The following is a 12,011-nucleotide window of genomic DNA, read 5'->3' on the forward strand; positions in this document are numbered from 1 at the left end:
CGACGCGGCGCGTCCACTCGGCCGGGTTCGTCACGCCGTTTCAACGCCTTTTACCGCTCGGGTCGCAGAGTGGCGGTATGGTCAACGACGCACTTATCGCCGCGCTCCGGGACGCTGACGCCGTCAAGTACGGCGAGTTCGAACTCTCGCATGGCGGGACGAGTGACTACTACGTCGACAAGTACGTCTTCGAGACGAACCCCGATTGCCTCGAACTGATCGGCGAGGCCTTCGCCGAGACACTCGCGGCCGCCGACTGGTACGACGAGGGCACGACGCTCGCGGGCGTCGCGCTGGGTGCGGTGCCACTCGTCGCCGTCACCAGCGTCGAGACGGGCACACCGTACGTCATCGCTCGCAAGCAACAGAAAGAGTACGGCACCGCGAACCTCATCGAGGGCGACCTGACCGAAGGCGAGGAGGTCGTCATCCTCGAAGACATCGCCACGACCGGCCAGAGCGCGATCGACGCCGCCGAGGCACTGCGTGAGGCAGGTGCGACCGTCTCCCGGGTCCTCGTCGTCGTCGACCGAGAGGAGGGCGCAAGCGAGAACCTCGCCGAACACGACCTCGAACTCTCCGCGCTCGTGACGGCGTCAGATCTGTTGGCTGGTCGATAAAACTTGGACGACGAACGGCCAGACGCCAGTGAACGACTCGACTCGGCTACCAGTATTCGCCGTTCTCGTCACGTTTAACACTGGTAAGCGAGAGGGTCAGGTAACATGGGCGCGCTCGAACAGTTCTTTGCACTCGACGAACACGATACCGACGTTCGGACAGAGATCATCGCCGGTCTGACCACGTTCCTGACGATGAGCTACATCGTCGTGGTCAATCCGGCGATTCTGAGTGCCGCGATCTCGGTCGAAGGTCGGACGACCGGACAGACGATCCAGATGCTCGCCGTGGTGACGATCATCACCGCCGCGGTCGCGACGCTGGTCATGGCACTGTACGCGAACAGACCGTTCGCGCAAGCGCCAGGCCTCGGATTGAACGCCTTCTTCGCGTTCACCGTCGTCATCGGTCTGGGTGTCCCCTGGCAGACCGCACTTGCCGCCGTCGTGGTCGAAGGGGTCCTGTTCATCGTCCTGACGGCCGTCGGCGCTCGCGAGTACATCATCAAACTGTTCCCCGAACCGGTGAAGTTCGCCGTCGGGGCCGGGATCGGGCTCTTTCTGGCGATCATCGGTCTCGAAGCGATGCACGTCGTCGCCTCCGACCCCGCGACCTTCATCCAGTTCAATCCCGTGTTCGCGACTGATCCGATCGCCATCATCTCGGTGATCGGGCTGTTCGTCACGTTCGGACTGTACGCGGCCGACGTGCGTGGCTCGATCGTGATCGGCATCGTGTTCACGACGCTGGCCTCCTACGCGGCTGACGCGCTGGGCTACACGGCCGCGGACCCGACGGTGCCGGCTCTGGAGGGGGTCGCTCTCTACACGCCCGCCTCGCTCACCGGCCAGACCGACGTGGTGTACTCCGCGGCGGGCTACGACATCACGCCGCTGGTGGGTGCGTTCGTCTCGGGCTTTGGCAACGTCGACGCACTCGGCTTCTCGCTGATCGTCTTCACGTTCTTCTTCGTCGACTTCTTCGATACTGCCGGAACGCTGACCGGCGTCTCGCAGATCGCCGGTTTCCTCGACGAGGACGGCAACCTCCCCGACATCGACAAGCCCCTGATGGCCGACGCCGTCGGGACGACCGTCGGCGGGATCATCGGCACCTCGACGGTGACGACCTACATCGAGTCCTCGGCCGGCGTCGAGGAGGGCGGGCGGACCGGCCTCACGGCGCTGGTCGTCGCGCTCCTCTTCCTCGCGTCGCTGGCGCTGGTCCCGCTGGCCGCGGCGGTGCCACTGCACGCCTCTCACATCGCACTCGTCGTGGTGGCGGTGCTGATGCTCTCGAACATCACCGACATCGACTGGTCGGACCTCTCGCACTCTGTGCCGGCCGGGCTGACGATGTTCATCATGCCCTTTACCTACTCGATCTCATACGGCATCGCCGCCGGGATCATCTCCTACCCGATCATCAAGGCCGCACAGGGCGAAATCCGTGACATCCACCTCGGCCAGTGGGTGCTCGCCGGGGCCTTCGTCGTCTACTTCTTCGTCCGTACGAGTGGGCTGTTGCAGGGCGCACTCTGACCGGTCACGTCCGGCGCTGTTTCCAGCGAGGCACTCGCCGTCGAAGGGAACTCGCAACTAACTAGTTTAGTTAGTGACACGACCTTCTCTCCATGGTCGTCCCAATCCCGAGCAGGCGGACTCTCCGCGTGATGCTCGCGCTCGTCGTCAGTGCGTGCTTTCTGGCCGGTGCCCTCACCGCTGTGGGCCACGATCCAGTTACACTCGGTGACGGCTTCGCCGACGGTCCCGCAGAGGGCACGACGGTCGTCAGCGTGCAGGGCTTTCACTTTCAGGGCGAGGACAACAAGAAAAAGCCAGCACGGCTCGTCGCCGCCAATGCCACCGGCGCAGTCGAGTGGACCTACGAATCTAGCCCGGAGACGACGTGGTTCTACGACGTCGATCCGCTGGCCGACGGCAACCTCCTCGTAACGTCGACGAACGAGCGCGGCACCGTCGTCTTCGAGTTCGACCCGGCGACCGAGACGCGCGTGTGGGAGGAGTTTCTCCCGATCACAGACACCCACGACGTCGACTTGCTGGACGAGGACAGGCTGGTCGTCGCAAACATGCGCGAGTACGAGGACGGCGTCAGCAGCGACCGCATCTTCGTGTACAATCGCACGTCCGAGCAGATCACGTGGGAGTGGACGTTCCACGAGCACTTCCCGAACAGCACCGACGGCGGCTTCAGCGAGGACTGGACCCACGTCAACGACGTCGACCCCGTCGGCGACGACGCCTTTCTCGTCAGCCCGCGCAACTTCGATCAGGTGCTCCTGATCGACCGCGAGACGAAGGCGATCACGGCCCGACTGGGGAGCGACGACGACCACGAGACACTGTTCGAGCAGCACAACCCCGACGTGGTCGCGACCGATCCGCTGACGATCCTCGTGGCCGACAGCGAGAACGACCGCGTCGTCGAGTACGCGCGCATCGACGGCGAGTGGCAGCGGACGTGGGCCGTGACCGGTCTCCACTGGCCCCGCGACGCCGACCGCCTCCCCAACGGCAACACGCTGATCACCGACACGCTCGCCCACCGCGTCGTCGAGGTGACGCCGTCGGGCGAGGTCGTCTGGGAGTTCGCCGCGCCGTGGGCACCTTACGACGCCGAGCGACTGGGCACCGGCGACGGCTCGAACGGCCCGACCATGCGCGAACACGACACTACCGGTACTGTCGCGGTCAACGGGACCGAGACCGACGGTCCCGCCGGCGCGACCACGCCCGCGGACGTGATCGGGGCCGCTGGCGAGGGGACGCCACTCGACGGGATCACGTCGTGGCTCGCCAGAGCCTGGGCGCACGTCACGCCGTGGCTGCGCCCGGTCTGGCTCTCTCGGTGGGCCTTCGCCGCGTTCGCGCTGGGCGGGACCATCGCCTGCTGCTGGGGCGCTGGCGAACTCCTCGTCCGCCGCCGGGCCGTCGCTCACCGATTCGGTACGCTGTTGGGACGCGTCCGCGAGCGCCTGTAAGTCAAAATCCGTGCGCCTCGCGCGCACAGCGCCGTGACGCTGATATGTGTCCAGCCGTTAGCTCTCGTCGATGACGAACCTCGAACTGTACGAACTAGAGGGCTGTCCCTACTGCGCGAAAGTGATCGACAAACTCGACGAGCTCGGACTCGACTACGAGTCACACATGGTCCCCCGCTCGCACGACGAGCGGACCGAGGTACAGGAAATCTCGGGCCAGACCGGTGTGCCCGTCCTCGTCGACACGGAACACGGCGTCGATGGGATGCCCGAATCCGACGACATCGTCGAGTATCTCGACGAGACGTACGGGAACTAGAACACGCCGATCTTCGGCGATCCCATCGCTTCTCCCAACGAGATTTCGAAAGCCCTCGTGCAGTTCCGTTCCCGCGACTCGTTGCGCGCGCTCACTCCGTTCGCGTGCTTACGTCGCCGGGGTTCCCGGAACTGCACTCGCCCTTTCATCCGCCAGGATGTTGCTATCGACACCGTCCACGAGCCTGGCGGATGAAAGGGCGAGGCGCGCTGGCGCTCGTGGAGTCGTCTGATCGGCCACTATCCGGGCGAGCGAAGCGAGCACGGATATGCCGATCAGCGACCGCCAGCGAGCCGAGGGCTTTCGGTGTGTTCACTGTCGAGTTCACAGTCATCGTGCAAAAGCCAGAACAGTCGACGTTCGCTGCTAGGCCACTTCTTCGGGTTCTTCGCCCCGTTCCATGATCAGGTCCCGCAGGTCGTCGGCGTCGTCGATGGCCTCCATCTCAGACTCCTCGATGATGGCGGTGCCATCGACTGACTCCCGTTTGAGGTCGTCGACGACGTAGATCGAACGGGTCCGGGTCACTTCACCGACCGAGGACATGATGCGGGCGCGTTTCTCGGCGGTCTTGGTAAAGGCCGAGCGGCCCGTCAGCACCTGCTGGCGCTGCTGTTCGTTCTCGGAGACGGTCTTGAACGGCGCACGATCAGTCGGGTGGACCTCGAAGCCGATGCGGGTAAAGACCGTCACGAGTGGCTGATCCTCGGGGGCGACCTCGGGGTCCTCGGGGGCGTCTTCGTTGTCGCGGACCTCCTCGGCCCCATCGAGGACGCTGACCGGCGATGTAAGCGGTGCGTCGAACAGTTCTTCGAGTTCGGCGGCCACGTCGACGGAGGCGTCCATGCCGTCCTCGTACTTCGAGACGGTGCGCCGGGAGACGCCCAGTTCCTTGGCGAGACGACCCAGCGACCACTCTCGGTCCTCGCGGGCGTCCGCCAGCACTTCGCTGTCGATGTTGACGTACAGTCCCCCCGGTGCGGCGTAGATCAGCGGCGGCACCGCTTCGAGGAACAGGTCCATCGCCGTGTCCGGCGACAGCACCGGGACGCCGTGTCTGAAGTAGACGACGCCGGGTTTCAGTTCCTCGTCCCGGGTTCGCAGGCCGACGACCATCGGCGTGGCGTTCAGGTAGGTCCCCAGCCGTCGCATCTCCGCGCCGGTGACGCCGTCGAACGAGTCGATGTTCCCCAGAATCTTCACCAGCAACACGTCCTCCCCACGCCGCGCCGCCACGTCGAAGCTCTTGGGCCGAATCGCACACCGGTCGCTGACGAGGAAGCCAGCATCCTCCAGCATCGCCGTGACGTTCTCGACCAGTGCCGACCGTGACATTGTGGTACGTACCTCTATGTTGTACAAGTAATTCACTGCATATATGCGTTGTGACGGGGTACGGGCGCTGTTTCGCCGTTTCACGTCCGTTCACCGACACGTTCATATACCGTCTCCGACCCGTCCGAATCGCTGGCGCTCACGAGACGAAACGCCGAAGCCAGCCACTCGCTTAGGTCGGGCCGTGACGGTCATCGGACTGGACGACACCGACTCCCGGACCGAAGGGATGTGTACGACCTACGCTGCGACGCGGCTGGCAGAGCGCATCGAGGCCGCTGACGGTGCGGTCTCTCGGACGCTGCTGGTGCGACTCAACCCCGCCGTCGAGTACAAGACTCGCGGGAACGCCGCACTCGCCGTCCACTGTGACCTCGCCGCCGAGCGTGCGCTCGCGCTCGCCAGCGAGACGTTCGATCTGGCCGCGACCGACGATCCGATGACCAATCCCGGCGTCGTCGTCGCCGACTGCGATCCCGACGCCGTGCCCGACGCCGTCGCCGCACACGCCACCGCGGCCGTTCGCTCACTGATCGACACCGAGACTGCCCGCCAGCGGATCGACGCAGCGGGCTTCGCCGCCGAATCGGTCGGCAACGGTCGTGGTCTGATCGGCGCGCTCGCGGCGGTCGGAGCGTGGCGCGCCTTCGAGGACTGGACCGTCGAACACATCGCCTACCGCGAGCGCGAGTGCTGGGGGACCGAGCGGTCGGTCGACGCCGAGTCGGTTCGGGCCGCCGCCGATCGCCACTATCCGGCCGTCTGGGACACCGTCGACTGCGCTTCCGGCTACCCGGTCTCGGTCCCGCGCACCCCCTGTCCGATCCTCTATGGCATCCGCGGCGACGACGCCCGGTCGTGCCGCGCGGTTGCCGATGCAATCGAAAGTGAGCCGATCGACCGCGCGAGAACGTTCGTGACGAATCAGGGCACCGACGCCCACCTCCAGCCCGCGCCCCTCGCCACAGTCACCGACGACAGCGCCTACCGAACCGAGGGCCGGGTCGCCGCAGCACCCGAGACCCGCGAGGGCGGGCACGTCTTTTTCACCATCGGCGACGGCGAGGTGACCGTCGAGTGTGCCGCGTTCGAACCCACGAAGCGCTTTCGCGACCGGGTGCGCGCGCTCCGCGTGGGTGATCGACTGACGGTCTGTGGCGAAGTGAGTAACGGCACGCTGAAACTGGAGAAGTTCGCCCTGCGCGAGCGTGTCGAGACCGAACTGGTCACGCCCGACTGTCCCGACTGCGGGCGCTCGATGGAAAGCGCCGGCCGGAAACAGGGGTATCGCTGCCGGGACTGTGGGACCGCCCGCGATGGCAAGGTCGAACAGCCAATCGAGCGCGACCTCGAACGGGGCTGGTACGAGGTGCCGCCGGTGGCGCGGCGACACATCGCCAAACCGTTAGTCCGCGGTGGCTTCGACGGCACGATTCATCCGGAGCGGTAACGACGCCGAGCGTTTCGAGCGGTCGCGACGCAGAGAGACACCCGGCGTCCGCCCGCGGGCGCGGTTTTCAACGGCCTACCGTAAACAGCGCTCGCGCTGGCGGCGAATCGTCTCGATACAGTCGGCGATGTCGGCCAGCGCGGGACAGGTGGCCGAACACTCCTCGTAGAGGTACCGAACGAGATTCTCGCCGGAGATGCCGACGAGGCTGGCCGTCGTCCGGCCGTGGAGCAGCTCCTGTCGTTGGGCCACGAGGTCGGTACAGGTCGCTTCCAGCGTCGCCAGTTCGTCGTCGATCGCTTCACAGCGCGTGCTCGTCGTGTGGTCGTCGATGGCCGCGCCGAGTTCGGCCGCGCGACTCTCGCAGTCGTCGAGGTGGTCCCGGACCGTACACAGTGACTGGCGTTCAGTCTGGAGTGTCTCGCGGAACGCCGTCCGGTCCTCGATTGCCTGCCCGACTGCGTTCAGGATGGTGTCGTACACCGGCGGCGTCACTCGTCCGGTCTGGAACACCTGCACCGCCACTTCGGCACCCAGTTCCGCCGCGAAGTTCGTCCGTGCCGGCTCGCCGTACTCAGCGGCATAATGCGGGACCGCGAGGACCGTCTCCTCGTAGGCCGTTCGAAGCGTCTGGGCGGCCGGGTCCGGGCGGGATGCAGTGCCGACACAGGCGACTGCGTCACCGCCTGCGCCCGGCCGCGTGGGCGTCGCAGTCGACGGGTCGAGATTCTCGATCCGTGCTCTGAACTGGCGGAACGCCTCGCGTTCGTCGGTCACGTACCGAAACTCTCGGTCGAGGAGGTCGAGCGCCTGCTCGGTTCGGGGCTGGTGTGTCTCGGGCATGGGTCCAGTGGACGGCCGGTCCTCGGGGTGAGACCGTGTGACACCGTCCGTATCGCCCCATCCGCCGCGGTGGCTATAGGCAATTGCTATGAATTCTATATAGCACTCCGTCGAGATACCCCGTCGCCTTACAGCGAACTGACCGCGAGGAACGCCCACGCGGCGTGGGGGAGCCACTGTTCGGCCCAGCGCCAGCGGTGCGCGTGGTCGTCGCCGACGCCCTCGGGGAGGTACGCGATGTCGGCCTCGTTCTCGAAGCCGGCGGTGATCCCGTTCTGGATGCCGCCGGGGACGTTGCGGAACGAACGGTGGTAGGTCGGCTCCGGTGCGCCGATGCCGTGCATCATGGAGACGCCGAAGGGGTTCGCGCCGAGGATCCAGTCCAGTTGGTCCTGTGCGAACCGATCCAGTCGCTCGCGCTGGTCGTCGTCGACGACATCGCGCGACCGGGCTGCTGCGGTCGCGAGCGAGGCGATGCGGGCGTTCTCGCCTTGCCACCAGTAGCCCGTCTCGTTCTCGTGGGGGACGAAAAACGACGATCTGGGGTCGTCCTCGTCGACGGCCTGCACGTACTGGCGCGGGTAGCCGAAGGGATTGGTCACCTCGTCGGTGATCCCCGTCTCGAAGGCCCAGAACCGCCTGACTCCCCCCTCGATGTCGTCGGTCAGCGGGCCATCGGCGTCGACCTCGTGGTGGCGAAGCAGTGCGACGACCGGCAGCCCCTCGTCGGAGGCGTGGAAGAACGGGCGACCGTTGCCGTCGGCATCGAACCAGCCGTCGTAGTCGCCGTCGTCACGCTGGCGGTCGAGCAGCGAGCGCGCCCGGTCGCGGGCGGTCTCGACGAACCGCTCGTCACCGGTCGCGTCGGCCAGTTCAGTCGCCGCCAGCAGCGCACAGTAGTCGTCGATGACGTTCTCGGTGCCGTCGTCGAGATACGCCGTGTTGTGGGTTTCGAGGTGGTCGAAGCCGTCGACGGCGGCGTCGAGATACGTTTCGCAGTCGAACTCGCCGGGGCCGTCGACCTGACTGGCCCGGGCGAGTGCGGCGATGGCGACGCCCCCGCCCTGTCGATACCCCGCCTCGTAGTCGTCGGTCTTGTGGCCCTCGTCGGTCTCGTACGCACAGATCTCCCGGCGGTCCACGTCCTTGGACCACTGGTCGAAGACGGTCATGTAGAAGTAGCCTGCGTCGTCCTGCATCCGACAGAGGAAGTCCGCGCCGTGGTGAATCTCCTCACGCAGGCGCTCGTCGAGTTCCGCGCCCAGCGTGTGGTCGGCCTCGTGGAGGCGGTCGCGGGCGTCGGCCAGCCCCCAGGCGACGATCGGGACCTGCTGGGGATTGAAGTAGTTCGCGTAGCTGAGGTGGCTGAGGTACTTGCTCATGTCGCCGGAGGCGTCGTACCAGCCGCCGTGGACGTCGACGGTCCCCTCGCGGTCGCCGACGAACGGCACCTCGTGGTCGGCCCGGTCGTACCGGCCGGCACTGCGCTGGGTCTTGCAGTAGTACAGGATATCCGACAGCATCGTCTCGGCGTGACAGTCGTCGCCGATGGCGAATCGTCGCGAAACGGTGTCTCCCATGTGCAGGCTATACTCGCCGGGGGTCTCGACGGTCGAGAAATCGAGCGTCCAGAACACCCACTCGCCGTCTCCCCAGTCGGCGACCGATCCGACGAACTCCGGTCGCCCCTCGAAGACAGTGTCCGCACCGTCGCGGAGTTCGAACCGGTCGAACTCGTGGCGTTCGGTCGCACGACAGACTGCACGTTTCGGTCCCTCGGTCTCGTATCCGAGTTGATTGACCAGCAGCTCCATCGTTCGTGTCTCGACATGCATACGTTTAATTCTACGGCCGAGCGGTTGCCGGCCGAAGGCGACTCTTTCCGGCGTTTCTCTCGTCGTGAAACGCCAGTAGCGTCCGTCTAACAATATGCACAGATAGCAAACCGTCTGCCATGAGCCAGCAGGAGGACGGCGACACCGCGCTCGCCCCCGAACCCCTTCCACAGGAGGAGTTCCCCGACGAACAGCTCTCGGCGGTCGTCGAAGAGCGCGCGGACAACTCCGAGCGCTTCATCCTCTATCCCGAAGACATCGACCCGGCCGACGCCGAGACACACTGGCTCGCGCTCGACGCCGAACACGCCGTCGACGTCTCCGACTGTCGATAGCACGGTCGTTCCTGTTCTTACCCGTTCTGCCCCGAGAGGACGACCACAACGTCCTCCGCTGGCGTGATCGTCCCCTGTTCGCGGTACTGTGTCAGCGCCGCCACCGCTGTCGCACAGGTCGGTTCCACCTGAAACCCCGCCCGTGAGAGGCGCTCGTGTGCCCGCTCGGTCGCCGCCGTGTCGACGGCGATGGCATTCCCGTCGGTCGCCTCGATGGCGTCGAGGAGCTGCTGGCCCCGGGCCGGCGCGGTGATCTGGATGCCGTCGGCCAGATCGTTCGCCCCAGCTGCCGCCGCTCCGGTGGCCGTTTCGCCCGCTGCGATCGGTGCGTACCCACTCGCCTGTGCCCCGAGCAGCCGCGGCACGTTGTCGGTCCAGCCCGCCGCTCGCAGGGCCGAGAAGCCGAGGTAAGCCCCGCGTAACAGCGTTCCGTGCCCGACCGGCACGACGACGGCGTCGGGCACGGACCAGTCGCGCTGGGCGGCGACCTCCAGCGCCCACGTCATCGTCCCGGCGAAGAAGGCGGGCTGCCAGGCGTGACTGGCGTACCACGCGTCACCGTCCAGCGCGTCGTGGCAGGCCGCGGTCACGTCGTCACGGCTTCCCTCGACCCGGACCACGTCCGCGCCGGTCCGCTCGATCTTCCGCAGTTTCGACGCCTTCGCACCCGCCGGCACGTAGATCTCGGCGTCGATCCCCGCCCGCGCGGCGTAGGTGGCGATGGCGAGGCCGGCGTTGCCCGACGAGTCCTCGACGACCCGTTCGACACCCAGTACGGCCGCTTGCGAGAGCGTCACCGTCGCACCGCGATCCTTGAAACTCCCCGTCGGAAACACGGAGTCGAGCTTGATCTGGGCGTCGAACGTCGGGGCGTCCACGAGCGGTGTCCACCCCTCGCCCAGCGAGACGCGCCGTTCGACTGGGAGAAACTGGTCGAACGCCCAGAGGCCTCGGTCGCGGTCGAGAGACTGGGGATCGGGTGGGTCCCTCGTACCCGGCAGCGGGCGCTCGGCGTAGTCGAGTGCGTGCCCGCAGGCACAGCGCCACGGTCCATCGGCGTCGTACTCGCGGCCACAGGACTCGCAGTGGTACATACCCAGTCACTCGGTCGGCACCCGCAAAAGTCTCGGTGTGGATTCAGACGGACAGTTGTAGGTCTGTCCCCGGTCGACCGCACAACGTCGCGCGGTCGACCGCCTACACGGCTACAACGTTCCGTCTCAGACGGAGTCGATATCCGTTCCCACAGAACAGACGTACTCGCCGGTCGCGACCTGCGGGAGTCGTCGGGCGCGCCAGAAGATGCCCGAGGAGTCGGCGGTCACTTCGGCTTTCTCCTGCCCGAACACGTCGGTGATGGTGTACAGCGTCTCACCGCGGGTGACCCGTTCGCCCAGTTCCTTCTGGAAGGAGACGAGTCCGCCCTTGGGCGAGCCGTACTGATCGAAGCTCTTGGCCCGGGTCTGGGTCTCGTCGATGTGGTCCTCGTCGAGGAAGCCGTAGTACCGCAGGACGTTGAACACGCCTTCGGCACCCAGCCGGATCGACTGCTCGTCCCAGCCGACACAGCCGCCGAGTTCGGGGTCGATGGTGGGGACGCCCTCGTCCGGGGCGGCCCGAGCGAGCTGGCCGTCCGGTCCCTTCTGATCGAGGATATAGCCACAGCCAAAGACCTTCGCCAGTTCGAGACACTCGTCGTGCATCCGGTGGCGAGTGCCACAGCGCACGCGGCACTCGTCGATCATCTGGGAGGTCGATCCCTGATGGAGATCCAGCACCAGATCGGCCCGCGTGGCGGCGTCGAACGTCGCGGCGGCGATCCGTTCCGAGGAGGTCCCTTCCGCGTTGCCGGGATAGGCCCGGTTCATCTTCGTGTCGTCGATGGGATTGCGGTGTTCGGCGACCTGAAACGCGTGGTAGTTGACGATGCCGACGATGAGGATGGTGCCTGACAGTTCTGCGGGGTCGAGTCGTGGGACGACACGCTGGATGACGCCGACGCCGTTGAGTTCGTCGCCGTCGCTTGCGGCCTGTATGTACAGCGTCTTGCCGTCGCCGGCACCGTTGACGACGGCGACCGGTAGTCCGACATCGCTGCCGTCTCGCGTTTCACCGACGACCAGTCGTCCCGTGTCTCGCTCGCCCGGCGAGGCCGTCGCCGTCCCGAGGGTTACCATTGGAACGTGCTAGGGTGGCCTCCACTTTTACTGGTTCGGATTCTCGCTGTACCGAACGTGGGGCGGACGACGGGCACACCGTTCGGTTCGCT

General features: G+C 66.3%; 11 protein-coding genes. 6 read left to right on the forward strand and 5 right to left on the reverse strand.

Features of this window, described 5'->3' with window-relative positions:
• The first annotated feature begins 77 nt into the window (after positions 1-77).
• The 4 genes from pyrE (at position 78) to AC5FRW_RS04980 (ending at position 3,944) form a co-directional block, all read left to right on the forward strand.
• Positions 78-620: an orotate phosphoribosyltransferase gene (gene pyrE / locus AC5FRW_RS04965; RefSeq protein WP_493567318.1), complete on the forward strand. Its 543-nt coding sequence runs from the start codon at positions 78-80 to the stop codon at positions 618-620.
• Positions 621-725: 105 nt separating this feature from the next.
• Positions 726-2,162: an NCS2 family permease gene (locus AC5FRW_RS04970; RefSeq protein WP_493567319.1), complete on the forward strand. Its 1,437-nt coding sequence runs from the start codon at positions 726-728 to the stop codon at positions 2,160-2,162.
• Between the two features lie 92 nt (positions 2,163-2,254).
• On the forward strand, positions 2,255-3,625 hold the full coding sequence (locus AC5FRW_RS04975; RefSeq protein WP_493567320.1) for an aryl-sulfate sulfotransferase: 1,371 nt from the start codon (positions 2,255-2,257) through the stop codon (positions 3,623-3,625).
• Between the two features lie 70 nt (positions 3,626-3,695).
• Positions 3,696-3,944, forward strand: coding sequence for a glutathione S-transferase N-terminal domain-containing protein (locus AC5FRW_RS04980; protein ID WP_493567321.1), 249 nt, complete (start codon positions 3,696-3,698; stop codon positions 3,942-3,944).
• A gap of 366 nt (positions 3,945-4,310) precedes the next feature.
• Here the strand turns inward: AC5FRW_RS04980 and AC5FRW_RS04985 are convergent, their stop codons facing one another.
• A complete protein-coding gene (locus tag AC5FRW_RS04985; RefSeq protein WP_493567322.1) occupies positions 4,311-5,279 on the reverse strand; it encodes a transcriptional regulator in 969 nt (322 codons plus the stop codon).
• A 184-nt stretch (positions 5,280-5,463) separates the two neighbouring features.
• Between AC5FRW_RS04985 and AC5FRW_RS04990 the strand changes: the two genes are divergently transcribed.
• Positions 5,464-6,729, forward strand: coding sequence for a TiaS agmantine-binding domain-containing protein (locus AC5FRW_RS04990; protein ID WP_493567323.1), 1,266 nt, complete (start codon positions 5,464-5,466; stop codon positions 6,727-6,729).
• Positions 6,730-6,804: 75 nt separating this feature from the next.
• On the opposite strand, the gene AC5FRW_RS04995 is transcribed toward AC5FRW_RS04990, so the two are convergent.
• Together AC5FRW_RS04995 and AC5FRW_RS05000 are read right to left on the reverse strand one after the other, a co-directional pair.
• Entirely contained in the window at positions 6,805-7,572 is a 768-nt protein-coding gene (locus AC5FRW_RS04995; RefSeq protein ID WP_493567324.1) for a DUF7260 family protein, read from the reverse strand.
• 128 nt (positions 7,573-7,700) lie between these two features.
• Positions 7,701-9,386: a glycoside hydrolase family 9 protein gene (locus tag AC5FRW_RS05000; protein ID WP_493567325.1), complete on the reverse strand. Its 1,686-nt coding sequence runs from the start codon at positions 9,384-9,386 to the stop codon at positions 7,701-7,703.
• A gap of 140 nt (positions 9,387-9,526) precedes the next feature.
• Between AC5FRW_RS05000 and AC5FRW_RS05005 the strand changes: the two genes are divergently transcribed.
• Positions 9,527-9,742, forward strand: a complete 216-nt coding sequence (locus AC5FRW_RS05005; RefSeq protein WP_493567326.1) for a DUF7511 domain-containing protein — start codon at positions 9,527-9,529, stop codon at positions 9,740-9,742.
• Between the two features lie 17 nt (positions 9,743-9,759).
• On the opposite strand, the gene AC5FRW_RS05010 is transcribed toward AC5FRW_RS05005, so the two are convergent.
• Both AC5FRW_RS05010 and AC5FRW_RS05015 read right to left on the reverse strand, forming a co-directional pair.
• Positions 9,760-10,836: a threonine synthase gene (locus tag AC5FRW_RS05010; RefSeq protein ID WP_493567327.1), complete on the reverse strand. Its 1,077-nt coding sequence runs from the start codon at positions 10,834-10,836 to the stop codon at positions 9,760-9,762.
• Between the two features lie 126 nt (positions 10,837-10,962).
• Positions 10,963-11,919, reverse strand: coding sequence for a succinylglutamate desuccinylase/aspartoacylase family protein (locus AC5FRW_RS05015; protein ID WP_493567328.1), 957 nt, complete (start codon positions 11,917-11,919; stop codon positions 10,963-10,965).
• Positions 11,920-12,011: the final 92 nt, after the last annotated feature.

The sequence above is a fragment of the Halomicrobium sp. HArcht3-1 genome, assembly GCF_058933345.1.

Bases quoted from the DNA above. Each gene is read 5' to 3' on its own strand.
- AC5FRW_RS04970 (WP_493567319.1), top strand. From the start codon at position 726: ATGGGCGCGCTCGAACAGTTCTTTGCACTCGACGAACACGATACCGAC.
- AC5FRW_RS04995 (WP_493567324.1), bottom strand. From the start codon at position 7,572: ATGCCCGAGACACACCAGCCCCGAACCGAGCAGGCGCTCGACCTCCTC.
- AC5FRW_RS05005 (WP_493567326.1), top strand. From the start codon at position 9,527: ATGAGCCAGCAGGAGGACGGCGACACCGCGCTCGCCCCCGAACCCCTT.
- AC5FRW_RS04975 (WP_493567320.1), top strand. From the start codon at position 2,255: ATGGTCGTCCCAATCCCGAGCAGGCGGACTCTCCGCGTGATGCTCGCG.
- AC5FRW_RS05010 (WP_493567327.1), bottom strand. From the start codon at position 10,836: ATGTACCACTGCGAGTCCTGTGGCCGCGAGTACGACGCCGATGGACCG.
- AC5FRW_RS05015 (WP_493567328.1), bottom strand. From the start codon at position 11,919: ATGGTAACCCTCGGGACGGCGACGGCCTCGCCGGGCGAGCGAGACACG.
- AC5FRW_RS04985 (WP_493567322.1), bottom strand. From the start codon at position 5,279: ATGTCACGGTCGGCACTGGTCGAGAACGTCACGGCGATGCTGGAGGAT.
- AC5FRW_RS04980 (WP_493567321.1), top strand. From the start codon at position 3,696: ATGACGAACCTCGAACTGTACGAACTAGAGGGCTGTCCCTACTGCGCG.
- AC5FRW_RS05000 (WP_493567325.1), bottom strand. From the start codon at position 9,386: ATGGAGCTGCTGGTCAATCAACTCGGATACGAGACCGAGGGACCGAAA.
- pyrE (WP_493567318.1), top strand. From the start codon at position 78: ATGGTCAACGACGCACTTATCGCCGCGCTCCGGGACGCTGACGCCGTC.